Consider the following 25,786-nt stretch of genomic DNA (forward strand, 5'->3'; position numbering starts at 1 on the left):
CCTTGCAGTCAGACAATCAATGACCATGCCAGCGGCGTGCCGGCCTGAATATCCTGGCTGGCATGGCGACCCAGCAGGGATGGAAGATGAACCGGGGGCAACCCATCGGCAGGGCGGATGGAGCGGACATTGCGTGACGTGAATGCATCCCCGGCTTTCATGTCCTCACAGACGAAGAGAGAGCGAGCGAATCGCCGGTTTCGCAGTGTCTTGTCGTTGAGGTGATAGCTGACATTCCCCAGTGCAGCCTCGACTTGCCGTACTCCCTCGACCATATGAGCGAATTCATCCGGTGTCATGGAGAAGGAGGCATCCGGCCCGCCCAGGGTGCGGTCCAGAATGAAGTGTTTCTCTATCACGCGTGCTCCCAGGGCGGTTGCGGCCATGGCCACGGCCTCTCCCAGGGTATGATCCGACAAGCCCACTTCGACTCCGAAAGTCTGCTTCATATTGGGCATGGTGAGCAGGTTGGCCTCTTCCACCGGCGCTGGATAGGAAGAAGTGCACTTGAGCAATGTGATGTCATGATTGCCCACGCGGCGGCATGCCTGCACGGCAGCATCAATGTCGGCCAGGGTCGCGATACCGGTCGAGATAATCATCGGTTTTCCCTTGCTGGCGGTGTACTCGATCAGAGGAATGTCGGTGATTTCAAACGAGGCGATCTTGTAGAGAGGGACGTCGAGCGTCTCCAGAAAATCGACGGCACTGGTGTCGAAGGGTGTAGAGAAGAAGACGAGCCCCTCTTTGCGGGCCTCGGCCTGGATGGCGGCATGCCACTCCCAGGGGGTATAGGCCTCCTGATAGAGTTTGTGGAGCGTGGTGCCATCCCAGATGGTGCCCTGATTGATCTGGAAATATTCATTGTCACAATCAAGGGTGATGGTGTCGGCCGTATAGGTCTGGATCTTGATGGCATCGGCACCACACGCCTTGGCTGAGCGCACCGTCGCCAGCGCCGTCTCCAGTGAGTGGCCGTGGTTGGCAGAGAGTTCGGCAATAATGAAGCATCGCGTCGGATTGAAGGTGCGAGTCATGGTTTGGGTCATGAATTATTCCACTCCTGTTCAGTGATCCCCATGAGCACGAGATCCACATAGTTTGATGTCTGAGGGCGATACACGGCTTCCCGCCAGACCCCTTCATGGCGAAAACCGGATCTCAGATAGGCTTTGATGGCCCTTTCGTTGTCTGCCGCGACTTCCAGCTTGAGGGTATGCAGACGGGCGATGTCAAAGGCGAGCTGGTTCACGGCGCTCAGCAGGCGTGCGCCCAGCCCCTTGTCGAGGCGAAAGGGATTGCGATAGATCCCGAGCCAGGCGAGGCGATTGTGCCAGTCCAGCCTGTGCAAGGAGATGACTCCGAGGGGGCCCGCGTTGTCCTGGCAGAGATAGTTGATGTTGCGGGTATCCTGATGCTGGCGAGCCATGAAAGCGAGATGCGACTCCAGGCTGATGTCGCCGCCACTGTTCATCCAGTGGGCAATGTCGGGATGCGTGCGCATCTGCCAGACGGCAATTTTCTGTTGTTCGTCCAGCATGGCGAAGGGGGTGAGTGTGGCACCGGACAGCGTTAGGTGGCGCTGCAGGTTCATCTCTGGTTGAGCCATGAAAGTGCCTCCAGAGTGCCGTTTCCTGTCATGAGTTGCTGCAGCCCCTGTGACCGCCTTGCCCGTTCGTCCGGTGCAGACAGCGCTGTCAATCCTTGCTCCAGCCGGGAGAGCAAGGCGGTATCGTGCCACCACCCAGCCGACATGAAAGCGTCCGGGCCGCACCAGCCAGCCAGCTGACGACGCTGGTTGTCTGCCACGCCGACGAGAATGCCGGGGAGACCGCAGCGTGCCAGTTCATAGGTCACCTGTCCGGCGGCGCTGATGGCCAGATCGCAGTGGGACATGAGCGCGATCATCTGCTCGGCATCCAGACGGTGATGTTGCCGGCATCCCGACAACCGGGTGTCCCGCTCCCGGTTGACAACATTCAGCTCCATGTCAGGGTGGGACTGGCGCAGCCTGCTCACCAGCCCGGGAGTCAGATCGCGCACGTCGGTTCCCCCCATGATGATCAAGATGCGTTCGACACGGTCGGCAAACCTGGTTCGGGTGGGGACCGACCAAAATGGGGGGCGCAAAGGTTGCCAGCCCGGCCCCCACCGCCAGATGGCGGCGCCGGACTTGTCACCATGGGGACCGGGGCTGGCATGGACCACCATCCCCTGTGGATAGTCCAGACGTTCGGTGTCATCGAGGTACATCACTCGCACAAATCCCGCTGCCATGCTCTGCAGCGTCTCCAGACTGGCCGAGTAGGAGTCGACGATGGCGACCGCCTGTTGCGGGGGGATGGATTGCTGCTGCCAGCGACCCCAGCTGACGGACTCCCCTTCGAGCAGGGTGCTGGCAAGCGCATCACCGTCCACCACCCAGTGGACGACGCCTCCCTGTTGTCGCCAGGCCTGCGCATAGGCGCTGCAACGGCTGAGGTGCCCCAGGCCCCGGACCCTGTCCCCTTCACTGAAGATCCAGAGTGGCAGCACTCAACGCACCTTGAACACCGGCTGGATGGGTTCGCCATCCAGGGCCTGATGAATGGCCTTGTCCGCATCCAGCCGGATAAGCGCCGGCAGGATATCGGCATAGACGGCCAGCAGGGTTTGGACGTCCTCTTCGCTGTGGGCAAGGTTCAGGTTGTGGCTGCCGAGACTGAGGATGCCCCGTTTGCACAGCTCCTGGATGAAGTAGCTCTTGAGCAGCCAGCTGGAATGGTTGGGGGAGTCGCCGATAAGCAGGAAGCTCCAGCTCGGATGACCCGCGCTTTGCAGCCAGCGTGGGGCGTTCACTTGTTCCAGCAGTGCGTTGAGCCCATCCAGCAGTTGTTGGCCTCGCTCGGCCAGCCTAGCTGGTACGTCGAGCCGACGCATCTTGCCGATCACGGCGTTCGCCGCCGCCAGGGCGATGGCATCGCCGCCGAAGGTACCGGAGAAGAAGATGTCCTCCATGCGGCGCATGTACTGGCGGCGCCCCACCACGGCGGAGATGGGAAAACCGTTTGCCATGCCCTTGCCGAAAGCGGCCAGATCCGGGGTGACGCCAAACAGGGTCTGCGCACCGCCGAGGTGGAAACGAAAGCCGGTGATAGTCTCATCAAAGACCAGCAGGGCGCCGTGTTCATCGCACAGCTGGCGCAGACCGGGCAGAAAGTCCGGGGCGGGCCAGGCGACGTTCATGGGCTCCAGGATCACGGCGGCAAACTCACCGGGGTGGGCTTCCAGCTGGGCCTTGAGGGAGTCCAGATCGTTGTAGTCGAAGCGGTGGGTGAGCTCGCGCACGCACTCCGGGACCCCCAGGTGGCGGGTGGTGGAGCCGATGTACCAGTCCTGCCAGCCGTGATAGCCGCAGACCGCGACACGCTCTCGCCCTGTGACGGCGCGGGAGAGGCGGATGCAGGCGGAGGTGGCGTCGGTGCCGTTCTTGCCAAAGCGAACCATCTCGGCGCAAGGGATGAGCGCGATCAGCTGTTCGGCGACCTCGGTCTCAAGGCGGTGGGGCAGGGAGAAGATGGAGCCCAGGTTGAGTTGCTCCATCACGGTCTGGTTCACATCCGGATCGCAATAGCCCAGGCTGATGGCGAGCAGGCCGCTGGCAAAATCCAGGTACTCGTTGCCATCCACGTCCCACACCCTGGCGCCCTGGCCGCGCTCGATAAAGAGCGGGGCTGCGCCATAGGGAAAGCAGAGCCGGCTCTTGGAGAAGGTCTGGGACCCTAAGGGAATGCTCTGCTCGGCCCGGGCCGACAAGGTCAGTGAATGCTGGTAACGTGAACTCATGAGTGGTTCTCCTTGGCCAGCGAGCTTGCCAGCCCCTCATTGCGTTGATGTTGAGTGTTCAGGGTTGCCAACTGCGGCTCACGAGCCAGCAGGGCGAGAATGTCGTCGGTGGCAAAGGCTGGGTTTGACGGGTAGAGACGCTGATATATCTGCTCGATCAGGGCGAAGTCGGCGGGTTCGTCCACCGTCCAGCGCAGGTGGGCGAGGCTGGGGGTGCGACTCAATGTGCCAATCTTGAACGCATCCGCATGCTGGCGGATGTAGTAGGTCACATGCTCACGCTCGGTCAGGGTGTGCGCACGTTCGGCGAGCAAATCGAGGGTGGCGGCACTCAAGATCTCGGCATCCAGCCCATCCGGGTAGCTGGGCTCCCAACAGTTGCAGCTGTAGTCGTAGCCACCGTCCAGATGAAGCGCGATAAGCTCGTCGATAAGGGCCGGATCCGCGAGGGGGCAATCCCCGGTGAGCCTGACAATCTGGCTGGGCCCAAAGGGCTGGGCCGCGAGATGAAAACGCAGCAGCACATCGTCCAATGGGCCACGGAAACAGGGCACGTCCAGCTTGGCGCAAAGCGCCGCGATGGTCTCATCCTCGCGCTGATCGCTGGTGGCGACCACCAGTTGATCCAGCCTGGCGGAACGTTTGAGCCGCTCTATCTGGCGGGCGAGCATGGGCTCGCCGAGCAGAGGCTTGAGCACCTTGCCAGGCAGTCGGCTGGAGTTGGCTCTGGCCTGCAGGATCCCGAGGATCATGATGTTCTCCACATGGCAGGGTTGATGAGGGCCGGCTCGTCGCAGGCGAGGGTTGCCAGTTCGGCGTCCTGAGCAGGATGCAGATGGGCATAGGCAGATGCAATCGCTGCCAGCTCGTGTGCGTGGCAGACGCCGACCACGAAGCGGCTCACCTGGGGCAGGGCCGGGATCAGGGCAAGTGCCTTGTGGAGGAGGGAGAGGTGGGGCTGCCACCCATCCAGTCGCGAGAGCGGTTCGCTGAAGGCGTCGAAATAAGGGGGACGAAGGGTTGGCTGCATCAATAACAGGCCTTGCAGGAAGAGGGAGCGCACATGGATTTCACACCCCATGGCCTGCAACCGATCGAACCAGCCTGCGCGCAAAAAACGCTGATCGAGCAGATTGGCGGGGAGCTGTACCAGCTCCAGGGGATAACCCTGCTCGAGCCAACGCGTCAGCTCCTCGGGGGTGTAGACAGAGACGCCCACCTTGCCCACCTTGCCCTGATGCTGAAGGTCTGCCAGCCGCTCGAACAGGGCCGGGCTGGCGTCCTGGCTGCGGTGCAGCAGCAAGCCCTCGACACGGGGACGAGCCAGTCGTTGCAGGCTGGCCTCCAAAGAGGGGGTCAGCTCCGCGGCATCGATATTGGGTGAGAGCTTGGTGATGACCTGAAAGTCGGCGGTGTTGTACATCCCGAGCCTCGCCTCGGCCTTGCCGTAGGCCTGGGCCGTGTCCAGGGTATCCACCCCCAGCTTGCGGGCCAGGGCCAGAATGGCGTCGAGCTCCTGATCCTGCACTTCGCCTGTGCGGTTGCTGATGCCGTAATCGAGCCCGAACTGGACCGTACCCAGTGCTAGGCGCATAGCACCGACTCCAGGGTCTGAACGACCTGATCCTGCTCGGCCAGGGAGAGGCCGGGGAACAGGGGGAGGCTGATGGCTTGTCGATAATAGGCCTGGGCACCGGGATAGTTGGCGGGGTCGTGGCCGAGCTCACGGTAATAGGGTTGGGCCGGAATGGGCATGTAGTGCACGTTGACGCCGATACCGGCGTCTCTCAGGCGGGCAAACACCTCATCCCGGTCTTGCACCCGGATCACATAGAGGTGGTAGCCACTGAGTCTGTCATGCCCCTGGTGCAAGGGCTCGACCGGCAGTCGGGTCAGTAGCTCGTCGTAGCGGGCAGCCAACAACCGGCGCCTGTCAATGAACTGCGGCAGGCGGGCGAGCTGGCTGCTTCCCAGCGCCGCCTGGATGTCGGTCAGGCGATAGTTGAAGCCGAGTACCTGCTGCTCGTAGTACCAGCCCCCCGGAGTGTCGACGGTCAACTGCGCCGGATCCCGGGTGATGCCATGGCTGCGATAGAGACGAAGCCTCGCGGCCAGCTCGGCACTGCGAGTCGTGACGGCGCCCCCTTCCCCGGTCGTGATGGGCTTGACCGGATGGAAGCTGAAGACGGTCATGTCGCTGTGGGCACAACTGCCGATGGGCTCTCCCTGATAACGGGCTCCCAGGGCATGGCAGGCATCTTCGATGAGGGACACGCCATATTCTCGGCACAGGGCGCCTATCTCGGCGAGATCGCAGGGCTGGCCCGCGAGATGCACGGCGACCAGGGCCTTCGGCTGACGAGCGCTGCCCTGAACCCGTTGCAGCTTCTCGCGCAGCGCCGTCACGCAGAGGTTGCCGGTTGCGGAGTCCACGTCGACGAAATCCACCTGGGCGCCGCAATAGCGGGCACAGTTGGCGGAGGCGACGAAACTGATGGCGGATACCCAGACCCAATCCTGTTCGCCAAGCGCCAGCGCGGCGCAGGCAAGGTGCAGGGCCGTGGTGCCGTTGCTGCAGGCGATCACGTGGGGAGCCTGGCAGTAGTCGGCCAATCCCTGTTCGAAGGCGGGGACCGCCTCACCCTGGGTGAGGTAGTCCGACTTCAGCACGGCGACGACGGCTTCGATATCTTCATCTGTGATGGATTGGCGTCCATAGGGGATCATTCGGCGAGCACCTGCTGATTCATGAATTTCAATTCCTCTATCGACAGGAAGTGGCGATTATTGAGGGAATTGTATTCAAAGCCGTGCTCGACCCGCACCGCGGTGTCACCCAGGGCATTGACGGCGAAGTCATTATTTCGACTGGTGAAGGTGATGCTGGGAGCGATGACGTAATAGTCGTCAAATTCATAGGTGTGGTAGGAGTCGTCAGCCGGACACATCACCTCGTGCAACTTCTCGCCCGGACGGATACCGATGATCTCTTGGGGCAAGTCCGGCGCCATGGCGCTGGCGAGATCCGTGATGCGTACCGACGGGATCTTCGGAACGAACACTTCCCCCCCTTTCATGCGGGCAAAGTTGGTCAGCACGAACTCGACCCCCTGTTGCAGGGTGAGCCAGAAACGGGTCATCTCGGCATGGGTAATGGGGAGGCTGCTGGCCCCTTCCTTGATCAGGCGATCGAAGAAGGGCACCACAGAGCCCCGGGAGCCGACCACGTTGCCATAACGTACCACGGAAAAAATGGTGGGGTGCTTGCCCGCCATATTATTGGCGGCGACGAACAGCTTGTCGGAGCAGAGTTTGGTGGCGCCATACAGGTTGACCGGATTGGCCGCCTTGTCGGTGGAGAGGGCGATCACCTTTTCGACCCCGTTGTTGAGGGCCGCCTTGATGACGTTTTCCGCACCATGGATGTTGGTCTTGATGCACTCCATGGGGTTGTATTCGGCGGCAGGCACCTGCTTGAGGGCGGCGGCATGCACCACGAAGTCCACGCCGTGCATGGCCATGTCCAGGCGCTCGGCATCCCGTACGTCACCGATGAAATAGCGCATGCAGGGGTGATTGAAACGCTGCTGCATCTCGAACTGCTTGAGTTCATCACGGGAGTAGACGATCAACCGGCTTGGCGTGTAGAGGGAGAGGACAGCCTCGATGAACTTCTTGCCAAAGGAGCCGGTTCCCCCGGTGATCAGGATCGTTTTGCCGTTGAACATGTCATGGTCCCGTTATGAAGTGAGTGTCTGTTAGATTCAAAAGCATATTTTATGCCATAACCCACGATATGGGAGAGAGCATCGCCGTGACGCAGGCGCCATCAAGGAGTTGGCGTGCTAGTCCCGGCGATCGCCTCGCATATCTGCTCCACCGCGTTGAGGGCGCGGGGGGTGAAGCGGTGCAGTTCATCGGCGTTGATGAGGGCGAGCCGCTGGTGTTTGACGGCGTCCAGCATGGGCCACTGCCGCCAGTGATCCAGCACGGAAGGATCCCGGCCGCCAGCCAGGATGAGCCCGGGATTGGCCTTGATCACCTGCTCCAGCCCGACCTGGGGGTAGGCTGCTCCCGTCGTCGCCATGATGTTGCGTCCGCCGCAGAGGGTGATGGCCTGCCCCGGCCAGGTCGAATTATTGACGCTGGTGAGCGGCGGGTACCAGAGCTGATAGAAGACAGACAGGGGCTTGGGCTCGCCGTAGCGCGCAGCCAGGGCGTCGAGCCGGGTCAGATAGGCGCGGGCTTGCTCGTCGGCCCTGGACGTGAGCCCGAGAAGGTGCCCCAGGCTGCGCATCTCGGTAGCCAGGGAGGCAAAGTCGGTGGGCTCCGAGTAGAAGACGGGAATTCCGAGGCGCTCGACCGGGCCCAGCATGCGGGCCTGGGCGGAGCGCCAGGCCACTACCAGATCCGGCTTCTGGGCCAGCAGCGCCTCGAGGTTGATGCTGCGATAGTTGGCCACCCTGGGGAGGTTGGCCACGTCGACGGGGTAATCGGAGGCATCGTCGGTGGCGACCACGCGATCCCCGGCGCCGATATCGAACAGCAGTTCCGTCAGATGGGGAGTGAGGCTCACGATGCGCTGCGGCGGGGTGGCCATGGCGCACAGTGAGGTGCCCAGCAGGCAGACAAACAGGCCCAGGGCACGAAGGGAAACGCGATCAGCCATGATTGAGCTCCATCCATGTCAGGAGTAGCGAGAGCCCGAGCCAGCCCCAGCCGGTCAGTTGCAGACGCTGCAGCAGGCGCAGGGGCAGGTTGGCATCGGGTTCGCTCCCCTCATCAAATACCGGAAAGCGCACCAGCTGGCCCTGATAGTAGCGGGGGCCGCCGAGTCGGCTGCCTGTCGCCCGGGCCAGCAGCGCGAGCAGGACCCCCATGGCGGGATGGGGCCAATGCAACGCAGGTCGCACTCTGTTGCCCAGCCCGCGCACCTGGGTCAGGCACAGGGGGAGCGCCAGCAGCAGGATGGCAGGGGCGCAGAAACCCTGATAGAGCGCCGCAGCAGGGCGGCCGAAGTGGACGAACGCGTTCTGCTTGGGGTTCCACGCCAGATGGGTCAACTGGGCGAGCCGCACCAGCAGGGCACCCTGTACCCCGGCCAGGGCGAAGCCCAGCAGGGGGGCGGCCCACTGGCCGACGAGGCGCAGTACGCAGGTCTCGCTCACCGCCTTGTTCAACCCCATCACCGAGAGCTTGCCGGTTTCCCGCTTGAGCCAGGGGGCGACCTGCAGCCTCGCCACGACCAGCGTCTCCTGGGTCGCCAGGGCGCAGCTACCTCGGGCGAGTTCCCGCAAGGGGCGGGATTCGAGCATCAGCAGCAGGAACAGGAGGTCGAACAGGGGCTCGGACAGGGAGAGATTGCGCACCGCCCAGAGACCGGCAGCGCAGGGCACCCAGACCACCAGCAGGGCAAGGAGCCCGGCCTGGCTCTGCTGGCGCGGTGTGCCGTCGGGGCGATAGACCTTCTGGCCGAGGCGGGTGAGCAGAGGCACGGCTGCGCCGGGTCGAAAGCGTACGGGCCAGGGCAGCAGGGCCTCCAGCAGGGCGGCCCCCACCATGATGCCCGCCGTCGTGGAGGCGAGGGCGGTCATCAGGACATCCCAGGAGGGGGCGTCGATCACAGCTTGCCGAGCAGCGCGATGATCACTTCGGCGGAGTGTTGACCCGCCACCTCGATGAAGGCATCGAAGGATTCCACCTGCTCCTTGCCGGCGATGTCCGACATGGCCCGTACCACCAGATAGGGCACCTTGAACATGTGGCACACCTGGCCGATGGCGGCCCCTTCCATCTCCACCGCCAGCATCTGCGGGAAGTCGGCACGGGCTTTCGCGATGGCGTCCGGCTTGCACATGAACTGATCGCCGGTGCAGATGAGCCCGACCTTGGTCTGGTGCTTGCCTTGCTCGGCAATGCAGGCCTGTGCCAGGGCGATGAGTTTTTCGTCGCAGGGGAAGGCGGCGGGCTGCTGGGCCATCTGGCCCATTTCGTAACCGAAGGCGGTCACGTCCACGTCGTGGAAGCGCATCTCGCTCGCGATGACCACGTCACCGATGTGCAGATCCTGGGCGAAGCCGCCGGCAGAACCGGTGTTGATGACGCAATCGGGAGCGAACTTCTCCAGCAGCAGGCTGGTGGCGACGCTGGCGGCGACCTTGCCGATGCCGGAGCGGGTCAGGATCACCTCTTTACCGGCCAGCTTGCCCTGATAGAACTCGCAGCCGCCCAGTTGCAGGGTGGTGGGCTCGCTCAGCTGGCTGCGCAGGAGGGCTACTTCCTGCTCCATGGCGCCGATAATACCTACTTTCATCATCTACCTCGTCTCGATGGCCGCTGGGCCGAAAAAGTTGGCGTGGATGATAGCAAAACTTGGCGGTGGCGCCGAGCATTGCGATGGCGCGGATGGGGGGTCAGGGGTAGCGTCTGGCCAGGGCGGCCAGTTCACCACTGTCTGCGAGCCGTTGCAGGGTGTTGGCGAACAGGGTCAGGCGCTCGGGGGCACTGTGGCGATGGAACAGGATGTAGAAGGGAGTCTCTTCCATCACGGTGGGGAGGATGCGGATCTTGTCGGCCAGCCCCTGTTCGCGCAAGTCGGACTCAAACCCCGGGGAGCGGTAGTAGACGAAACGGCCGCGCTTCATCAACAACTTCTCGTAGTTGGCCTAGTTGCTGATCCCGCCGCTGTCGATGATGAGGCCGCCGATGTCCTGGAGCCGGGCGATAGCACCGCTGCCATGGTTGATGAGGATGATGCCCCCCTGGCCGAGGGCCCTGACATCCTGCCAGCTGCGTATCTCGACGGGATCGTCACGGCGCACCGCCAGGTGGTAGCGCACCGTGAAGATGGCGGGGGTCAGGACGATGAAGTGATCCCGCCTGGCCGGGTTCTCCCCCACGCCGCAGATGAAGTCCAGCTGGCCGTGCTGCACCTTTTTTTCCAGCCGTCGCAGCGGCAGGAAGCGCTGATCTCCCTCAATGCGAAGGGCAGGCTCCCTCGCTTCCATGAGCCGGAAGAGATCGACGCAGATCCCGCCGACATGCCCGTCGGGGAGCGTCACGTACTTGGGGGACGACGCCTGTTGTGCGGCCGTATGAAAGACCTCGGTGGCGCCAATGGCCCTGGCGGTGAGGACAAGCAGACACAGCAGCAGGATTATCCTGAGGGTCATCCGGGCAGGCTTCCGATGGGATTCAGGCGCCGTACATCAACCAGTCAAAGGGCGCCGGGGGCTCAACATTAGGCGATTTCCCCCTCTTATTTCAAGGGGTTCGCGCTGTCGTCACCGGGCGTACGGGGCTTGAGGGGGGTGATCAGCCGAGCGCGGTGTCGAGGGTCATCATCAGGGCAAAGCCGACCATGAGGCCCAGGGTGGCGTGGGTCTGGTGGCCGTTGCGGTGGGTCTCGGGGATCACCTCGTGGGAGACCACGAACAGCATGGCGCCGGCCGCGAGCCCCAGACCAATGGGGTAGGCGATGGCCATGCCGCTGGCAAGCCCCACCCCGAGCAGGGCCCCGAGCGGTTCCAGCAGGCCGCTGGCGATGGCCACCAGCACGGCCAGCGGGGGACGAAAACCGGCGGCGCACATGGCGAGCGCCACCGCCAGCCCCTCGGGAATGTCCTGCAGGGCAATGGCGGTCGTGAGCGGCAGACCGACGGCCATGTCACCCTGGGAGAAGCTGACCCCGATGGCCATGCCCTCCGGCAGGTTGTGCAGGGCGATGGCGAACACGAACAGCCAGACCCGGGAGCAGCTCTCGTGGCCGGGACCGCAGGGCCCCGTCTTGTCGTGCTCATGGGGGGTGAACTGATCCAGCCCCAGCATCAGCAGGACGCCGAGAGCCATGCCCGTCACCACCACGGCGGCGGCGAGGAAGCCGTCGCCTGTGATCCCCTCCGCGGCCTCGAGGCCCGGCAGCAACAGGGAGAAGGCGCTGGCGGCCAGCATCATGCCGGCGGCAAAACCCAGCATGGCGTCTTCCACCCGTTGGGGAACGGCGCGCAGGAACAGGGCCGGCAGGGCGCCGAGCGCCGTGGCGGCAAAGCCGGCGGCACCGCCGATGAGGCCATAGCGCATGCCGGCGGTGATGTCACCGGCCGCCAGCACGACCAGACTCTGCACCAGGAGCAGCAGCACGGCGACCAGGGCGAGCAGCAGCCCCAGGGCGATGAGGGGGCGATCTGCTATCTGCTCGCGCAGTTGGACAGACCAGGAAGGGGAGAGGGTCGATACGTTGTCCATGGGGCCTCTGAAGACAGGAATGGGGAGAGACGAACGGCCATTACATAACCTGGCCCCTGCTTTGTCCATGACGACGGACCGATTGTGGCAATCGGCTCAAGTTTTGCGTCGAGCTGGTCGCTACTGTGCTGGCAGCCTCGTGGCTGGCACAAGGCCCGGCGTGGGGCGAGCGGGAAGCAAGGGATCCCCTCTCTTTGCTCCCATCGTCATTTCCCGTCAGGAGTCTCGGGTCACCGCTTACACGGATGTGATCATTGTGTCACTGCACATCTGCAGTCGAGGATCACCAGCCAACATGTCTTACAAGCATCTCTCCATCGGCAAGAAGATTGCCGCCGTCTTTGCGGTCATTGCTGTCATCAACGCCGTCTTCGGCCTGTTTCTCGCCACCGAACTGCGGGACATTCGGGATCGGGTATTGAACTTCACCGACTCCACCCTGCCAAGCGTGCTCTCGGTTGACAACCTGCTCTACGACGTCTCCTATGTGCGCCGTGCCCAGTTTGCCCTGCTGATGGTGGAAGATGCCGTCGACAGGCAGGTTCGCCGCGCCCGCATCCAGGAGAGCCTGGGCAAGGTGCAGCAGGTCATGGATGCCTACGAGGCAACCGTGGGGGCCGAGCATGAACGCCAGGCCTTCAACCGCGTCAAGCTGCAGTGGCTGCAATATCTGGGGGCCGTCAACCAGGTGGATACCCTGTTGTTCCAGGGCAGCAGGGATGAGGCCAGGGAGGCGCTGTTTCGCTCGAACGGGCTCTACACCGAGCTGGAGCTGGCGGTGCGTGCCCTGGTGAAGGTGAATCTTGGCTTTGTGGAAGAGAACCGTGGCAGCCTGCTTGGCAGCGTCACCATGGTGATGACCTTTGCCGTGGTGAGCATCGCGACCCTGCTGATCTTCATGGGGGTCATGACCTGGTTCCTCACCCGCCAGATCTGCCTGCCCCTGCAAGCCGTGGTGGCCCAGGCCAATGCCATCGCCCTGGGAGATCTGACCCATCGGCTGGATCGCCAGCACATCGGGCAGGACGAACTGGGGATGCTGGCCAGCGCCTCCCTCAAGATGCAGGACAACCTGCGTGGGCTCATCGAGGAGGTGGCCGCCGCCGTGACCCAGCTGGGGGCCGCCATCGAGGAGGTGAGCGCGGTCTCCGAGCAATCATCCCAGGGGATCCAGATCCAGCAGCAGGAGATAGCCCAGGTCGCCACCGCCATGGCCCAGATGAAGGCGACGGTAGCGGATGTGGCGGGCAACACCGAGGTGGCCTCGGAGTCGGCAAGCTCTGCCAATGCCCTGGCTCGTCGCGGCAGTCAGGATGTGCAGGGGGCCCTGGATGCCATCACCCGGGTGGCTGGTGAGATGGAGCAGGCGGGCAACCTGGTGAGTGAACTGGAGAAAGAGTCCGCCCAGATCAACCTGGTGGTGGATGTCATTCGCGGCATTGCCGACCAGACCAACCTGTTGGCACTCAATGCCGCCATCGAGGCGGCCCGTGCCGGTGAGCAGGGGCGCGGCTTTGCGGTAGTGGCCGACGAGGTGCGCACCCTGGCGGGGCGTACCCAGGCCTCCACCGGCGAAATCGTCGCCATCATCGAGACCCTGCAGGCCCGTGCCAACCGGGCGAAGTCGGTGACCGGCCAGAGTTGCGAGATGATCCGCCAGTGCGTGAGCCAGAGCGAACGCACCAGCGCGGGCATTCGTCAGATTGAAGAGGCGGTGGCCCAGATAGCCGACATGGCGATCCAGATTGCCAGTGCCTGTGGCGAGCAGGATGCGGTCTCCGATGAGCTGGGCCGCAACGTGGCGCGCATCAACGACTCCTCCAACGAGGTCGCGACCGGCGCGGATCACACCGCCAAAGCCTGTCTGGAGCTGAGCCAGCTGGCGGCGGGTCTGCGCCAGAGCATGGGGCGCTTCCGCCTGGCCTGACGGTGGCCGCAGCCAATGAAAACGGGGCCCTGGGCCCTAATGCCGATCAGTTAAGGATCCATTGACCGATCCTCAGGCTGTGTAAGAATCCGAAACTCCTTGTTGGGTTTCGGATTTTTTTATGCGTATCGACCAAGCTCTCGACTTCATTCACGCCTGTCCTCCCGGAAAGTTTGAGTCCCTGTCTGACCTGCTGTCACCTGAACTGGTGCAGGCTTGCTTGGCCGAGACGGGCTCCGTCTCCTTGCGCCGACGGCGCATGCCCATGGAGCGGGTGCTATGGGCCATTATCGGGATGTCCTTGTTTCGTCATGTCCCTATGGCCCAGCTGGCCAACCAGCTCGATATCCTGTTACCCGGCGACCGGCCGTTTGTCGTCCCCAGCGCCTTCATCCAGGCGCGCCAAAAACTGGCTGACCAAGCCGTTCGACAGGTGTTCCAGCAGACCGCCACACTCTGGCATCAGCTGTGTCAGCACCCCACCTGGGCCGGCTTGCAGCTGCTGGCCGTGGACGGGGTGGTCTGGCGCACGCCCGATACTCCGGACAATGCCGGCGCCTTTGCCAAGTCGAAAACCGTCCAGGGGGAGACGCAATATCCCCAGGTCCGCATGTTGTGTCAGATGGAGCTGACCAGTCATCTGCTGACCCAGACAGTGATGGACTCCTGTGCGGTAAACGAGATGGTGTTGGCAGAGCAACTGATTGAAAAAACACCCGATAATAGCCTGACCCTGTTCGATAAGGGCTTCTACTCACTGGGGTTACTCCATGCCTGGCAACGCCAGGGCGTAGCGCGTCACTGGCTTATTCCGCTGAAAAAGGGGGCTCAATACGAGGTCATCCGCAAGCTGGGGCGGCAGGATGTGCTGGTACGCCTCAGAGCCAGTCCGCAGGCCAAGAAGAAGTGGAGCGAGTTGCCGGAGCAGTTCGAAGCCCGGCTGCTGACCCGGACGGTAAACGGCAAGGAGCGGCAGGTGCTGACCTCGCTCACCGACCCGCTGCGCTTCCCGGCCAGCGAGTTGATGGAGCTATACCAGAATCGCTGGGAAATCGAGCTGGGCTATCGGGAGATGAAACATAGCCTGCAACAGCACCGGCTGACGCTGCGCAGCAAGAAACCCGATGGAGTAAGGCAGGAGCTATGGGGCTTGGTATTGGCCTATAACCTACTGAGATATCAGATGGTTAGGATGGCGGCGAGCTTAAAGGGCTATACGGCCAGCCAGTTGAGCTTTCACATGGCATCGGTGTATCTGCTGCATGAACTCAGTTGCCTGCCGTTTGTGTCACCGGGCATGGTTCCAGGGCGTGTCGCTGAGTTGGACAAACAGGCAGAGCAGTTCAAGTTACCCGCCCGCCGAGAACGAAGTTACCCAAGGTGCATCAAAGCCAAACCACAGAAGTATGCGACGAGAAAACCTAGTAAAAACAATGCCAGTCAGGCTTAACTGACTGGCATTAGGCCCTGGGCCCCGTTGTTTTTCTCACCGCCAGGCGGCGTGGGCTCAGGCGCCCAGGCCGGTACCGGCGTCTTTCTTGGCAATCAGCTCAATCTTGTAGCCGTCCGGGTCTTCCACGAAGGCGATGACGGTGGTGCCGCCCTTCACAGGGCCCGGTTCGCGGGTGATCTTGGCGCCGGCGGCGCGCAGCGCCTCGCAGGTGGCATAGATGTCGTCCGCTTCCAGGGCGATGTGACCATAGGCGGAACCGAGCTCGTATTCGCTCACGCCCCAGTTGTAGGTGAGCTCGATGACGGCTTCATCCTTCTCGTCGCCGTAGCCGACGAAGGCCAGGGTGTACTTGTATTCGCTGTTTTCGCTCTTGCGCAGCAGTGTCATGCCCAGCACTCGGGTGTAGAAGTCGATGGAACGTTGCAGATCGCCGACGCGCAACATGGTATGCAGAATTCTCATTGCTCAATTCTCCGGGTTGGTGGATTGGTACTGCCTTGAATCCATGGCCCGAGACCGGATCCGCAGAGGCCTGCAGATCAACTCTCGGGATAGACCTTCTCTTTGTATTCGCACAAATCTTCGATGATGCAGGAGCCGCAGCGGGGCTTGCGGGCGAGACAGGTGTAACGCCCGTGCAGGATGAGCCAGTGATGCACGTCCAGCTTGAACTCGGCGGGGACCACCTTGAGCAGCTTCTCCTCCACCTGATCGACGTTCTTGCCCACTGCAAAGCCGGTGCGGTTGGAGACCCGGAAGATATGGGTGTCGACGGCGATGGTGGGCCAGCCGAAGGCGGTGTTGAGCACCACGTTGGCCGTCTTGCGGCCGACGCCGGGCAGGGCCTCGAGGGCCTCGCGATTCTCCGGCACCTCGCCGCCGTGGCGCTCCAGCAGAATGGCGCAGGTCTTGATGACGTTCTCGGCCTTGGTGTTGAAGAGGCCAATGGTCTTGATGTACTCCTTGACCCCATCCACCCCCAGATCCAGCATGGCCTGGGGGGTGTTGGCCACCGGATAGAGATTGTCGGTGGCCTTGTTGACGCTCACGTCGGTGGCCTGGGCCGAAAGCAGCACGGCGATGAGCAGCTCGAAGGGCGTGGTGAAGTTGAGCTCTGTGGTGGGATGGGGGTTGTCATCGCGCAACCGCTCCAGGATCAGCCTGCGTTTCTGGTTGTTCATGGCTCTCTCTTGTCTCAGAGCTGGGTAGTGCGGGCGCCCGCCGCCGGCACGGTGCAGTGGGCCTTCTCGGCACTCTGCTTGCGGCCCATCCAGTCGTTGATGGCGTTTTTGCCGGCGATCATCAAACCGAGGCCGATGAAGCCGCCGGGGGGCAGGATCGCCAGCAGCAGGCTGGCGTCGGCGTGGAACAGCTCGACGCGCAATGACTTGGCCCAGTCACCCAGCAGCAGCTCGGCACCGTCAAACAGGGTGCCCATGCCGATGATCTCGCGAAGGCCCCCCAGTACCAGCAGCACCAGGGTAAAGCCCAGCCCCATCATGAAGCCGTCGAGGGCGGCAAGCAGGGGCGGGTTCTTGGAGGCATAGGCTTCGGCGCGGCCGATGATGACGCAGTTGGTGACGATGAGGGCGATGAAGATGCCGAGCGCTTGATAGAGGCCGTAGGTGTAGGCGTTCATCAACAGTTGCACGCTGGTCACCAGGGCCGCGATAATCATCACGTAGACCGGGATGCGGATATCCTTGGGCACCCAGTTGCGCACTAGGGAGACGGCGAGGTTGGAGCAGACCAGTACCACCATGGTGGCAAGGCCGAGCCCCAACGCATTGGTAAAGGTGGAGGAGACCGCCAGGGTGGGGCAGAGTCCCAGCACCTGCACCAGGGAGGGGTTGTTCTTCCACAGTCCCTGCAGCATCAGCTCCTTGAGCTCTTCGCGGCGGCCACTTTCCCCGGCGGGTTGGCTGGCCGTGTCAATCACGTCGACTTGTTCCATAGCGTGTGCTCCGGCGTTAGGGGTTGGTATGGCAGGAGGGGGCATCGTGCAGCAGTTCGGGGTGCTCCTGTTGCAGCCTCAGCAAATTTTTCACCGCCTTGACCACGGCCCGCGGGGTGATGGTTGCCCCGGTGAAGGCGTCGAATTCGCCGCCATCCTTCTTCACCGCCCAGGTGGTGTCGTTGTCGGCCGTGAGGGACTTGCCGGTGAAGCTGTCGATCCAGCTGGATTTCTTCAGTTCTATCTTGTCACCAAGCCCCGGGGTTTCCTTGTGGGCCAGCACCCTGACCGCACTGACGGCCCCCTTGGCATCGGTGCCGACCACCATGCGAATGGCTCCACTGTAACCATCGGGGGCCACGGTTTCCAGCGCGTAGCCGGTATGCACCCCCTTGAGGGTGGCGGTATAGAGGGGCATGGGCTCATCGCTGCCCAGGTATTCCCGGCTGCTGACCAGCTTGCAACTGGCCACCAGATCGTTGTCATAACTCCCCTCGGGCAGCAGGGCCTGCAGGGTGCGCAGCTTCTCCAGCTCTTGCTGGTGGGCGATGCGATCCCGGGTCAGTTCGTTGGTCAGCACCACCATGGCGGTGCAGCCGAGGGCAAAGAGGGCCAGGGTCAGGCCATTCTTGCGCATGCTTTTCAACATGGGAGGCTCCCTGTCTCGCGTCTGCGGCAATTCAGATGTGGGTTCATTTGCGACGGGCTCCATAGACCTTGGGGCGGGTCAGACTGTCAATCAGGGGAACGCACAGGTTGGCCAGCAACACGGCGAAGGCGAAGGCATCCGGATAGCCGCCAAAACGGCGGATGACATAGACCAGCACGCCGATGAGCACACCGTAGACGAGGCGCCCCTTTGCGGTGGTGCTGGCACTCACCGGATCGGTGGCGATGAAGAAGGCCCCGAGCATGGTGGCACCGCTGAACAGGTGCAGCATGGGGGTGGCGGTGGCATCCGGGGTGGCCAGATAGCCCAGGGTGGCAGCGAGCAGCAATGCGCCCAGCACGGCAGTCGGAATGCGCCAGTTGATCACTTTCTGCTGGAGCAGGAAGAGGCCTCCCAGCAGGTAGCCGAGGTTGACCCAGCTCCAGCCGATACCACCCCAGCCCTCGAAGACCTTGTGGGTCATCACTTCGGTGGCGGTCAGTCCCTGGGTCAGTCCGGTCTTTAAGGTATCCAGCGGCGTGGCCATGGTCAGGCCATCCACCCCCTGCTTGAGCTGCAGCATGCTGTAGCCGTCGAGGCTGAAGCCGGTGAAGATCACCGAGGCCGCATCGGCGAAGCCGATGTCGTAGGCGGCGATGCTGGAGGGGGGCAGCCAGCTGGTCATCTGGACCGGGAAGGAGACCAGCAGCAGCACATAGGCCACCATGGCAGGATTGAACAGGTTCTGACCGAGCCCGCCATAGAGATGCTTGGCGATGATGATGGCGAACGCCGTGCCCAGCACCAGCATCCACCAGGGCAGCAGGGGGGGCAGGGAGAGACCGATGAGCACGGCGGTGAGCGCCGCGCTGCCATCCAGCAGGGCCGGTTTGACGGGGCGGCCGCGCAGGCGAAGGACCAGGGCCTCCGAACCCAGGGCCGTGACCAGCGCCAGCAGGATCTGGATCAGGGTCCCCCAGCCGAAGAACCAGGTCTGCGCCAGGAAGCCGGGCAGGCAGGCCAGGATCACCAGCACCATCAGGGTCTGGGTCTGTTTGCGGTTGTGGGCAAAGGGCGCACTCGCGATATTGAACATGGATCAGTGGCTCTTGTCGGTCGAAGGGGAGGAGGCAGCCTCGGCCGCCAGCTTCTTGGCTTTGGCCCGGGCGATGGCGGCGGCGATGGCCGCCTTCTTGGGGTCCACTTCGGCAGCGGGCTCGGATGCGGCGGCCGGGGCCTCAACGGCGTTATCGGTTGTGTTCACGGATGTCTCACCCGCGACCACAGGCCCATCCCCTTGCGCCTGGGCGGCCTTCTTGGCCTTGGCCCGGGCGATGGCGGCGGCAATGGCCGCCTTCTTGGGGTCCACCTCGGCGGCGGGCTCGGATGCGGCGGCCGGGGCCTCAACGGCGTTATCGGTTGTGTTCACGGATGTCTCACCCGCGACCACAGGCCCGTCACCTTGCGCCTGGGCGGCTTTCTTGGCCTTGGCCCGGGCGATGGCGGCGGCAATGGCCGCCTTCTTGGGATCCACCTCGGCGGCGGGCTCGGATGCGGCGGCCGGGGCCTCAACGGCGTGTTCGGTTGTGTTCACGGATGTCTCACCCGCGACCACCGGCCCATCACCTTGCGCCTGAGCAGCCTTCTTGGCCTTGGCCCGGGCGATGGCGGCGGCAATGGCCGCCTTCTTGGGGTCCACCTCGGCGGCGGGCTCGGATGCGGCAGCCGGGGCCTCAATGGCGTTATCGCTTGTGTTCACGGATGTCTTATCCGCGTCCAGCGGTGCGTCACCTTGCGCCAGGGCGGCTTTCTTGGCCTTGGCCCGGGCGATGGCGGCGGCAATGGCCGCCTTCTTGGGGTCCACTTCTGCGGCGGGTTCGGATACGGCGGCCGAGGCCTCAACGGCGTGTTCGGTTGTATTCACGGATGTCTTATCCGCGACCACCGGCCCGTCACCTTGCGCTTGAGCAGCCTTCTTGGCCTTGGCCCGTGCCAGGGCGGCGGCGATGGCGGCTTTCTTGGGATCCAGCTCTGCCTTGGGATGTTGCTCCCCAGGTGCCGGGGTGTCAGCCAGCTCATTGTCCTCGCCATTGACCGCCTTGGCGGCACGACGGGCGATGGCCTCCTGCTTGCGCGCCTCACGGGCGGCAATCATGGCCTCGTTGTCCGGTGCGGGTGTGCTCACGCCCACCTGGGTCGTCTCCTGTTTGGCCTTGATGCGGGCCAGGGCGGCGGCGACCGGATCTTCGCCCCCGGCCGTCGTCATGGCCTGGCGACGCTGGGCTGCGGCTTCGGCGTGGCGGGCTTCGCGGGCCGCCTTCTCACGCTCGAAGCGAGCCTGCTTGGCCTCGAAGCGCTGCTTGGCACGTTCGGCCTTCTCGGCCTCGGCACGGGCCTCGCGGATGTCATCCTTGGCGATCTTGTAGTACTGCACCAGGGGGATTTCGCTCGGGCAGACCCAGGCACAGGCGCCGCACTCGATACAGTCAAAGAGGTTGAGCTTCTCGGCCTTGTCGTACTCCTTGACCCGGCTGTACCAGTAAAGCTCCTGGGGCAGCAGGGTGGCGGGGCAGGCATCGGCGCAGGCACTGCAACGGATGCAGGCCTGTTCCGGGCCGGGGGGCGGCAGCTCGGCGCGGGTGGGGGAGAGCAGGCAGTTGGTGGCCTTGACCACGGGGACCATGGCGTGGGGCAGGGTGAAGCCCATCATGGGGCCCCCCATGATGACCCGCTGATCCGCCTCCGGTTGCAGCTCGAAACGCTGGAGCAGCCAGCGTACCGGCGTGCCCAGACGCACCCAGGCATTGCCGGGTTTCTTGAAGGCGTCGCCGGTGAGGGTGACGATGCGCTCGATGAGCGGCTCCCCATCGATGATGGCGCGCTTGATGGCAAAGACGGTGGCGACGTTGAGCACCATGATGCCCATGTCGACCGCCCGGCCTCCTTTGGGCACCTGGCGTCCGGTGAGCAGCTCTATGGTCTGTTTGGCGCCGCCGGAGGGGTACTTGGTCGGTACCGACTTGACCAGCACGTCGGCGTCGCTGGCATGGCGGGTCAGGGCCTCGATGGCCGCCGGTTTGTTGTCTTCCACCCCGATCAGGGTGAGCTTGGGCTTGAGCAGGTGCTTGAGTACCCGGATGCCGTCTATGATCTCGTCGGCGTATTCCTGCATCAGACGGTCATCTGTGGTGATGTAGGGTTCGCACTCCAGCCCGTTGATGATGAGAATTTCGGTGAGCTGGCCACGGCCGTCGAGCTTGCTGTGGGTCGGGAAGACGGCGCCGCCGAGCCCGGCGATGCCGGCCTGCTGGATGCGCTCGAGCAACGCCCCCCGCTCCAGGTTCCAGTAGTCAGGCTGGGGTGTGCGCTCGCCCCAGGCATCGTCTCCGTCCGGGGTGAGGAGGATGCAGAGATCGTCAAGACCGGAGGGGTGCGCCACCGTGTGCTGCTCGATGGCGGTGATGGTGCCCGAGGTGGAAGCGTGCACCGGCACGATGCGTCCCTTGTCAAAACGGGTGAGGGGTTGCCCCTTCTTGACCTTGTCCCCCACCCGCACCAGCAGTTCGCCGGCCGGACCCGCGTGCTGGCGCACCGGAATGATGAGCTGTGGGGGAAGGCCCGCGTCAACGACGGGGGTCAGGCTGGACTGGTGCTTGTTCTCGGGGGGATGGATGCCGCCGTGAAAATCCCACAGAGTGCCGGCTTTGATGCGTTCGAGCAGATGCTGCATGGTTACTCCGCTGTTTATTCCACTATCTTGACCGGAATGGCGACCTTGGCCAGATCCCATTTCCAGTTGTCGACCGTGGTCGGCACCGGGATCATTTCGATACAGTCGGTCGGGCAGGGGTCGACGCAGAGGTCGCACCCAGTGCACTCGGCGGCGATGACGGTGTGCATCGCCTTGGTGGCACCCAGGATGGCGTCGACCGGACAGGCCTGGATGCACTTGGTGCAACCGATACACATGTCTTCGTGAATGAAGGCCACCTTCTTGACGGGGATTGCCGCGTCTTCACCGCCGTCCAGAGACTGGGGCTCGACCCCCATCAGGTCGGCAATCTTGCGCATGGTGGCGTCGCCACCGGGCACGCACTTGTTGATCTTGTCGCCATTGGCCAGGGCGTCGGCGTAGGGTTTGCAGCCCGGGTAACCGCACTGGCCGCACTGGGTCTGGGGCAACAGGGCATCGAGCTGATCGACGATGGGATCGGCCTGCACATGAAACTTGACGGCGGCAAAGCCGAGAATGATGCCGAAGGCCAGGGCAAGCAGGGCCAGCACCAGAATGGCAAAGAGTATGTGAATCATAGCGTTATATCTTGATGAGGCCGGTAAAACCCATGAAGGCCAGCGACATCAGGCCAGCGGTGACCATGGCGATGGAGACGCCACGAAACGGTGCCGGCACGTCGGCGGCCACCAGCCGCTCACGCATGGCGGCAAACAGGATCAGCACCAGAGAGAAGCCGACGGCGGCCCCGAAGCCGTAGATGATGCTCTGGATGAAGTTGTGGCGCTCGTTGATGCTGAGCAGCGCCACGCCGAGCACGGCACAGTTGGTGGTGATGAGCGGCAGGAAGATGCCGAGCAGGCGATAGAGGGTCGGGCTGCTCTTGCGGATCACCATCTCGGTGAACTGGACCACCACGGCGATCACCAGAATGAAGCCCAGGGTGCGCAGGTAGGCGATCTCCAGAGGGATCAGGATATAGTGCTCCATCAGATAGGAGCAGGCGCTGGCCAGCGTCATGACGAAGGTGGTGGCCAGACCCATGCCGATGGCGGTTTCCAGCTTGCCGGAGACACCCATGAAGGGGCAAAGGCCGAGGAACTTCACCAGCACGAAGTTGTTGATCAGCACGGTGCCGACCAGTAAAAGCAGGTACTCAGTCATTGAAGATGGGTTATCCGGTATGAAGGCGGCCGTATTATCTGATGTTAGGTGCCTTTAGACAACCGCAAGGCCGTATGGTTATTATTCGAATGCCCAATTCTTGACATCCTCCCCCACCTTAGCGCTTCGCGTCACAGGAGGGGGATTCCCATTACTGGGTGATAGCTGCTCGCGCAGTACCGGGTTCCTGCTTCATCGGGCGGCCTGATTGCACCACGCCTCCACAGGCTAAAACGGCGTGTCCCGCCGCTAAAATATTGCGAGCGCCGTTCACATCGGCGTTCGCCTCATAACCACACGCAGCGCATTTAAACTGGCTTTGCGTCTGGCGGTTATCCTTCGCAGTATGCCCACAACAGGCGCACTGCTGGCTGGTGTAGGCCGGGTTTATCGCCAACACCTGACCGCCTCGCCATGCCTGCTTATATTCGAGCTGGCGGCGCAGCTCAAACCAGCCCTGATCTAATATCGAACGATTCAGCCCTGATTTTGCCCGGACGTTGCGCCCCGGCTGGCTGATCGTGCCCGCTGCTGATTTTGACATGCTGGCAACCTTCAAATCCTCAATGACGATCATCGCGTGGTTTTTGCTGATAGTCGTTGTGACCTTGTGAAGGTAATCGCGGCGGGTATTGGCGATATGTGAGTGCAGCCGCTGGATCTTGGCTTTTTGTTTCTTCCAGTTGCTGCTGAACTTTACCTTTTTGCTCAACTGGCGTTGGAGCCTTGCCAGCTTGGTCTGATTGGTTTTGAAGCTGTTGACGGGCTCAAACACCGTGCCGTCTGACAGGGTTGCGAGCTTGGCGATCCCCGCATCTAGCCCGACCATTGAGCCGGAGGGGTGAATTGGCTCAAGCGTCTCCTGCTCGACCTGAAAGGAGATATACCAGTGCCCGGCTGCTTGGCTGACGGTCGCGTTTTTAATTTTCCCTTCAACTGGCTGGGACTGACGGAACTTGACCCACGCCAGCCCGGCAGGCAGCTTCACGCGACCCTTTTCAAGGCGGCAATACTTGTCGAAGTTGACGAACCGGATAGCGTCGCGGTTGTCGCTTTTTTTCTTGAATACGGGTGCCTTGGCGGCGAGTTTCTTATCAAAGCAGCGCATCCACGCGCCATGCAAATCCTTGAGCTTCTGCTGGAGGTTGTCGGTATATGCCTCGGCCAGAAAGGCCATTTCTGGGTCTTTCTTCCAACTGGTGAGCATCCTGTTCAGCTCAAAGGCAGAAGGCAGTTTTTCGCCAGCATCCAGAATGCGTTTGGTTTCTGCCAGCCCGTGATTCCAGACATAACGAGCACAACCGCCCAACTGGCGCAGGCGTTGCGTTTGTTGTTCGGTCGGTTCGAGTCGGAATTTGTAGGCTTTCAGAATTTGCATTTAGCGCTCAGTGTGTAGCATTATTGCCATATCTATTAAGCCCGATTGAGTGACAGAATGCAATTCACTAAAATTAATAAATCACGCCATTCGGCCTACGTTTTGCACGTACATTTGGTGTTTATCACCAAGTATCGAAAGCCGATATTGGGGGATCTTCATCACGCCTCCTTCAGTCAGTGTGCGGCAGAGGTTTGCAGAGATTTTGGTGCGGAACTGAAAGAGTGTGACGGAGAGGCTGATCATGTTCACATGCTGATAGAGTACGCGCCAACGGTGCAGCTATCGGTACTGGTGAACTCGTTAAAGGCGGTCACATCAAGGCGACTGCGTAATGAATTTCTGGACTTGAGAGGTGCTTACAGCAAACCCGTACTCTGGTCACGCTCTTACTTTGCGGGCTCTTGCGGCGGAGCACCGTTGGAGGTGATCAAGCAATACATTCAAAACCAGCGGGGCTGACGCCCCGGCGAAATTCCCCTCCCACCTACGTCGGAGGGAGTCCCCTTTCGCATTTAAGATGGAGGCATTGTGCGCCCTTTACCCGTCCTGACGCTGACCCTGGCCATGCTGCTCTGGTCCAGCTCCTTCATCGCCCTCAAACATGTGCTGGAAATCTGGTCCTTCGGTCAGGTGCTCTTCATGCGGATGGGGGTGGCGTCCTGTTGCTGGCTGCTCTGCTACCGCCAGCTTGGCCGCGTCACTTACCAGAAGGGGGATTGGCGCTGGTTGGCCCTGATGGGGGCGCTTGAGCCCTGCCTCTACTTTCTTCTTGAAGTCAACGCCCTGCGTTACACCAGTGCCGGCCAGGCCGGTATGGTCTGTGCCCTGCTTCCCCTGATGGTGGCTCTGGTGGCCTTCGTGCTGCTTGGAGAGCGGGTGAGTCGCCGCCAGCTGCTGGGCTTTGCCATCGCCATCGTTGGCATCGCCCTGCTGGGGTTGGGGGAGGGCGCAGACGAGTTCGCCCCCAACGCCCTGCTCGGCAACAGCCTGGAGATGGGCGCCATGCTCTGCGCCGCCACCTATTCCGTGGTATTCAAGAAGCTCTCCAGCCGCTACGGCGTGATGACACTGACAGCGTTGCAGGCCTTCGTCGGCATGCTCTTCTTCGCGCCCTTTGCCTTCAGTGCGCCCTGGCCCGCGAGCTGGGCCTGGCAGGACATGGGGGTCATCCTCTTCCTCGGCGCCTTCGTGACACTTGGTGCCTACCTGCTCTACAACTGGTCGGTGACCCAGGTGAAGGTGACCCTGGCGGCTGCCTATGTGAACCTCATACCGGTCTTTACCCTGCTGCTCGCCTATCTGCTGCTGGGAGAGACGCTCACTGCCCTGCAATGGGTGGCCTGTGCCGCCGTGCTGGCCGGCATCGGGGTGGGCCAACTGCCGTCCGGCAGGAAGCGTGCGCAGGCAGTCGCCACCGGGGGATGAGTCGCCGTCATTGGGCTACAGTCTGGGCAGG

25 protein-coding genes and 1 pseudogene are annotated in these 25,786 nt (G+C 62.7%); 4 read left to right on the plus strand and 22 right to left on the minus strand.

The window, feature by feature from the left end; genetic code table 11:
- Positions 1 to 8: 8 nt before the first annotated feature.
- The 13 genes and pseudogenes from pseI to C2U37_RS16890 form a co-directional block, all read right to left on the minus strand.
- Positions 9 to 1,049 carry a pseudaminic acid synthase gene (gene pseI, locus C2U37_RS16830; RefSeq protein ID WP_233466611.1) on the minus strand — a complete coding sequence of 347 codons (1,041 nt, stop codon included), beginning with the start codon at positions 1,047 to 1,049 and terminating at the stop codon, positions 9 to 11.
- Positions 1,046 to 1,609, minus strand: a complete 564-nt coding sequence (gene pseH, locus C2U37_RS16835; RefSeq protein WP_104452756.1) for a UDP-4-amino-4,6-dideoxy-N-acetyl-beta-L-altrosamine N-acetyltransferase — start codon at positions 1,607 to 1,609, stop codon at positions 1,046 to 1,048. The genes pseI and pseH overlap by 4 nt, the downstream gene beginning before the upstream one ends.
- Positions 1,591 to 2,535, minus strand: a complete 945-nt coding sequence (locus C2U37_RS16840) for a hypothetical protein (protein ID WP_104452757.1) — start codon at positions 2,533 to 2,535, stop codon at positions 1,591 to 1,593. The genes pseH and C2U37_RS16840 overlap by 19 nt, the downstream gene beginning before the upstream one ends.
- A complete protein-coding gene (locus tag C2U37_RS16845; RefSeq protein WP_104452758.1) occupies positions 2,536 to 3,825 on the minus strand; it encodes an aminotransferase class III-fold pyridoxal phosphate-dependent enzyme in 1,290 nt (429 codons plus the stop codon).
- Complete coding sequence (locus tag C2U37_RS16850) at positions 3,822 to 4,577, minus strand: cytidylyltransferase domain-containing protein (RefSeq protein WP_104452759.1); 756 nt, start codon at positions 4,575 to 4,577, stop codon at positions 3,822 to 3,824. The genes C2U37_RS16845 and C2U37_RS16850 overlap by 4 nt, the downstream gene beginning before the upstream one ends.
- Positions 4,574 to 5,419 carry an aldo/keto reductase gene (locus C2U37_RS16855; RefSeq protein WP_104452760.1) on the minus strand — a complete coding sequence of 282 codons (846 nt, stop codon included), beginning with the start codon at positions 5,417 to 5,419 and terminating at the stop codon, positions 4,574 to 4,576. The genes C2U37_RS16850 and C2U37_RS16855 overlap by 4 nt, the downstream gene beginning before the upstream one ends.
- Positions 5,410 to 6,552: a UDP-4-amino-4,6-dideoxy-N-acetyl-beta-L-altrosamine transaminase gene (gene pseC / locus C2U37_RS16860; RefSeq protein ID WP_049636137.1), complete on the minus strand. Its 1,143-nt coding sequence runs from the start codon at positions 6,550 to 6,552 to the stop codon at positions 5,410 to 5,412. Before pseC ends, C2U37_RS16855 begins: the two co-directional genes overlap by 10 nt.
- Positions 6,549 to 7,553 (minus strand): UDP-N-acetylglucosamine 4,6-dehydratase (inverting), encoded by a 1,005-nt coding sequence (pseB, locus tag C2U37_RS16865; RefSeq protein ID WP_104452761.1) that lies wholly within the window; start codon positions 7,551 to 7,553, stop codon positions 6,549 to 6,551. The genes pseC and pseB overlap by 4 nt, the downstream gene beginning before the upstream one ends.
- A gap of 101 nt (positions 7,554 to 7,654) precedes the next feature.
- Entirely contained in the window at positions 7,655 to 8,494 is an 840-nt protein-coding gene (locus C2U37_RS16870) for a cobalamin-binding protein (RefSeq protein ID WP_104452762.1), read from the minus strand.
- Positions 8,487 to 9,419 (minus strand): cobalamin biosynthesis protein CobD/CbiB, encoded by a 933-nt coding sequence (locus C2U37_RS16875; protein WP_104453268.1) that lies wholly within the window; start codon positions 9,417 to 9,419, stop codon positions 8,487 to 8,489. Before C2U37_RS16875 ends, C2U37_RS16870 begins: the two co-directional genes overlap by 8 nt.
- 26 nt (positions 9,420 to 9,445) lie before the next feature.
- On the minus strand, positions 9,446 to 10,138 hold the full coding sequence (gene mtnN, locus C2U37_RS16880) for a 5'-methylthioadenosine/S-adenosylhomocysteine nucleosidase (protein WP_010674306.1): 693 nt from the start codon (positions 10,136 to 10,138) through the stop codon (positions 9,446 to 9,448).
- 100 nt (positions 10,139 to 10,238) lie between these two features.
- Positions 10,239 to 10,997: pseudogene (locus C2U37_RS16885) on the minus strand (substrate-binding periplasmic protein).
- Positions 10,998 to 11,139: 142 nt separating this feature from the next.
- Positions 11,140 to 12,069, minus strand: coding sequence for a ZIP family metal transporter (locus tag C2U37_RS16890; RefSeq protein ID WP_043156379.1), 930 nt, complete (start codon positions 12,067 to 12,069; stop codon positions 11,140 to 11,142).
- Between the two features lie 295 nt (positions 12,070 to 12,364).
- Here C2U37_RS16890 and C2U37_RS16895 point away from each other — a divergent pair, with 295 nt between their 5' ends.
- Positions 12,365 to 13,996 (plus strand): methyl-accepting chemotaxis protein, encoded by a 1,632-nt coding sequence (locus C2U37_RS16895; RefSeq protein WP_053288529.1) that lies wholly within the window; start codon positions 12,365 to 12,367, stop codon positions 13,994 to 13,996.
- Between the two features lie 121 nt (positions 13,997 to 14,117).
- Entirely contained in the window at positions 14,118 to 15,446 is a 1,329-nt protein-coding gene (locus C2U37_RS16900; RefSeq protein ID WP_010676218.1) for an IS4 family transposase, read from the plus strand.
- A gap of 57 nt (positions 15,447 to 15,503) precedes the next feature.
- Here C2U37_RS16900 and gloA read toward each other — a convergent pair whose 3' ends face one another.
- The 9 genes from gloA to C2U37_RS16945 all read right to left on the minus strand — a co-directional run bounded on the left by gloA (position 15,504) and on the right by C2U37_RS16945 (position 24,327).
- Positions 15,504 to 15,911: a lactoylglutathione lyase gene (gene gloA / locus C2U37_RS16905; protein ID WP_010674310.1), complete on the minus strand. Its 408-nt coding sequence runs from the start codon at positions 15,909 to 15,911 to the stop codon at positions 15,504 to 15,506.
- A 77-nt stretch (positions 15,912 to 15,988) separates the two neighbouring features.
- Positions 15,989 to 16,630 carry an endonuclease III gene (gene nth, locus C2U37_RS16910; protein WP_053288528.1) on the minus strand — a complete coding sequence of 214 codons (642 nt, stop codon included), beginning with the start codon at positions 16,628 to 16,630 and terminating at the stop codon, positions 15,989 to 15,991.
- A 14-nt stretch (positions 16,631 to 16,644) separates the two neighbouring features.
- A complete protein-coding gene (locus C2U37_RS16915) occupies positions 16,645 to 17,403 on the minus strand; it encodes an electron transport complex subunit E (protein ID WP_010674312.1) in 759 nt (252 codons plus the stop codon).
- 16 nt (positions 17,404 to 17,419) lie between these two features.
- Positions 17,420 to 18,052 carry an electron transport complex subunit RsxG gene (gene rsxG / locus C2U37_RS16920; protein WP_043156385.1) on the minus strand — a complete coding sequence of 211 codons (633 nt, stop codon included), beginning with the start codon at positions 18,050 to 18,052 and terminating at the stop codon, positions 17,420 to 17,422.
- Between the two features lie 43 nt (positions 18,053 to 18,095).
- Positions 18,096 to 19,148: an electron transport complex subunit RsxD gene (gene rsxD / locus C2U37_RS16925; RefSeq protein ID WP_010674314.1), complete on the minus strand. Its 1,053-nt coding sequence runs from the start codon at positions 19,146 to 19,148 to the stop codon at positions 18,096 to 18,098.
- A gap of 3 nt (positions 19,149 to 19,151) precedes the next feature.
- A complete protein-coding gene (gene rsxC / locus C2U37_RS16930; protein ID WP_043156388.1) occupies positions 19,152 to 21,782 on the minus strand; it encodes an electron transport complex subunit RsxC in 2,631 nt (876 codons plus the stop codon).
- 14 nt (positions 21,783 to 21,796) lie between these two features.
- Entirely contained in the window at positions 21,797 to 22,363 is a 567-nt protein-coding gene (gene rsxB, locus C2U37_RS16935) for an electron transport complex subunit RsxB (protein WP_043156390.1), read from the minus strand.
- Positions 22,364 to 22,367: 4 nt separating this feature from the next.
- Positions 22,368 to 22,949 carry an electron transport complex subunit RsxA gene (rsxA, locus tag C2U37_RS16940; RefSeq protein WP_039038677.1) on the minus strand — a complete coding sequence of 194 codons (582 nt, stop codon included), beginning with the start codon at positions 22,947 to 22,949 and terminating at the stop codon, positions 22,368 to 22,370.
- Between the two features lie 151 nt (positions 22,950 to 23,100).
- A complete protein-coding gene (locus C2U37_RS16945) occupies positions 23,101 to 24,327 on the minus strand; it encodes an RNA-guided endonuclease InsQ/TnpB family protein (RefSeq protein WP_104452763.1) in 1,227 nt (408 codons plus the stop codon).
- 57 nt (positions 24,328 to 24,384) lie between these two features.
- Between C2U37_RS16945 and tnpA the strand changes: the two genes are divergently transcribed.
- The gene (gene tnpA / locus C2U37_RS16950) at positions 24,385 to 24,789 is read left to right on the plus strand and encodes an IS200/IS605 family transposase (RefSeq protein WP_104452764.1); all 405 of its coding nucleotides are present in this window, start codon (positions 24,385 to 24,387) and stop codon (positions 24,787 to 24,789) included.
- Between the two features lie 69 nt (positions 24,790 to 24,858).
- Positions 24,859 to 25,755 carry a DMT family transporter gene (locus C2U37_RS16955; protein WP_041212829.1) on the plus strand — a complete coding sequence of 299 codons (897 nt, stop codon included), beginning with the start codon at positions 24,859 to 24,861 and terminating at the stop codon, positions 25,753 to 25,755.
- Positions 25,756 to 25,786: the final 31 nt, after the last annotated feature.

Origin of the sequence: Aeromonas sp. ASNIH1 (genome assembly GCF_002934285.1) — a bacterium.
Lineage (GTDB): Bacteria > Pseudomonadota > Gammaproteobacteria > Enterobacterales > Aeromonadaceae > Aeromonas > Aeromonas caviae.

Excerpts from the sequence above, each read along its gene's own strand:
- rsxC (WP_043156388.1), bottom strand. The coding sequence starts at position 21,782 with ATGCAGCATCTGCTCGAACGCATCAAAGCCGGCACTCTGTGGGATTTT.
- rsxD (WP_010674314.1), bottom strand. The coding sequence starts at position 19,148 with ATGTTCAATATCGCGAGTGCGCCCTTTGCCCACAACCGCAAACAGACC.
- mtnN (WP_010674306.1), bottom strand. The coding sequence starts at position 10,138 with ATGAAAGTAGGTATTATCGGCGCCATGGAGCAGGAAGTAGCCCTCCTG.
- rsxG (WP_043156385.1), bottom strand. The coding sequence starts at position 18,052 with ATGTTGAAAAGCATGCGCAAGAATGGCCTGACCCTGGCCCTCTTTGCC.
- C2U37_RS16895 (WP_053288529.1), top strand. The coding sequence starts at position 12,365 with ATGTCTTACAAGCATCTCTCCATCGGCAAGAAGATTGCCGCCGTCTTT.
- C2U37_RS16855 (WP_104452760.1), bottom strand. The coding sequence starts at position 5,419 with ATGCGCCTAGCACTGGGTACGGTCCAGTTCGGGCTCGATTACGGCATC.
- C2U37_RS16890 (WP_043156379.1), bottom strand. The coding sequence starts at position 12,069 with ATGGACAACGTATCGACCCTCTCCCCTTCCTGGTCTGTCCAACTGCGC.
- rsxA (WP_039038677.1), bottom strand. The coding sequence starts at position 22,949 with ATGACTGAGTACCTGCTTTTACTGGTCGGCACCGTGCTGATCAACAAC.
- pseC (WP_049636137.1), bottom strand. The coding sequence starts at position 6,552 with ATGATCCCCTATGGACGCCAATCCATCACAGATGAAGATATCGAAGCC.
- C2U37_RS16915 (WP_010674312.1), bottom strand. The coding sequence starts at position 17,403 with ATGGAACAAGTCGACGTGATTGACACGGCCAGCCAACCCGCCGGGGAA.
- C2U37_RS16850 (WP_104452759.1), bottom strand. The coding sequence starts at position 4,577 with ATGATCCTCGGGATCCTGCAGGCCAGAGCCAACTCCAGCCGACTGCCT.
- rsxB (WP_043156390.1), bottom strand. The coding sequence starts at position 22,363 with ATGATTCACATACTCTTTGCCATTCTGGTGCTGGCCCTGCTTGCCCTG.
- C2U37_RS16945 (WP_104452763.1), bottom strand. The coding sequence starts at position 24,327 with ATGCAAATTCTGAAAGCCTACAAATTCCGACTCGAACCGACCGAACAA.
- C2U37_RS16900 (WP_010676218.1), top strand. The coding sequence starts at position 14,118 with ATGCGTATCGACCAAGCTCTCGACTTCATTCACGCCTGTCCTCCCGGA.
- C2U37_RS16845 (WP_104452758.1), bottom strand. The coding sequence starts at position 3,825 with ATGAGTTCACGTTACCAGCATTCACTGACCTTGTCGGCCCGGGCCGAG.
- C2U37_RS16870 (WP_104452762.1), bottom strand. The coding sequence starts at position 8,494 with ATGGCTGATCGCGTTTCCCTTCGTGCCCTGGGCCTGTTTGTCTGCCTG.
- tnpA (WP_104452764.1), top strand. The coding sequence starts at position 24,385 with ATGCAATTCACTAAAATTAATAAATCACGCCATTCGGCCTACGTTTTG.
- nth (WP_053288528.1), bottom strand. The coding sequence starts at position 16,630 with ATGAACAACCAGAAACGCAGGCTGATCCTGGAGCGGTTGCGCGATGAC.
- pseH (WP_104452756.1), bottom strand. The coding sequence starts at position 1,609 with ATGGCTCAACCAGAGATGAACCTGCAGCGCCACCTAACGCTGTCCGGT.
- C2U37_RS16875 (WP_104453268.1), bottom strand. The coding sequence starts at position 9,419 with ATGACCGCCCTCGCCTCCACGACGGCGGGCATCATGGTGGGGGCCGCC.
- gloA (WP_010674310.1), bottom strand. The coding sequence starts at position 15,911 with ATGAGAATTCTGCATACCATGTTGCGCGTCGGCGATCTGCAACGTTCC.
- pseI (WP_233466611.1), bottom strand. The coding sequence starts at position 1,049 with ATGACCCAAACCATGACTCGCACCTTCAATCCGACGCGATGCTTCATT.
- pseB (WP_104452761.1), bottom strand. The coding sequence starts at position 7,553 with ATGTTCAACGGCAAAACGATCCTGATCACCGGGGGAACCGGCTCCTTT.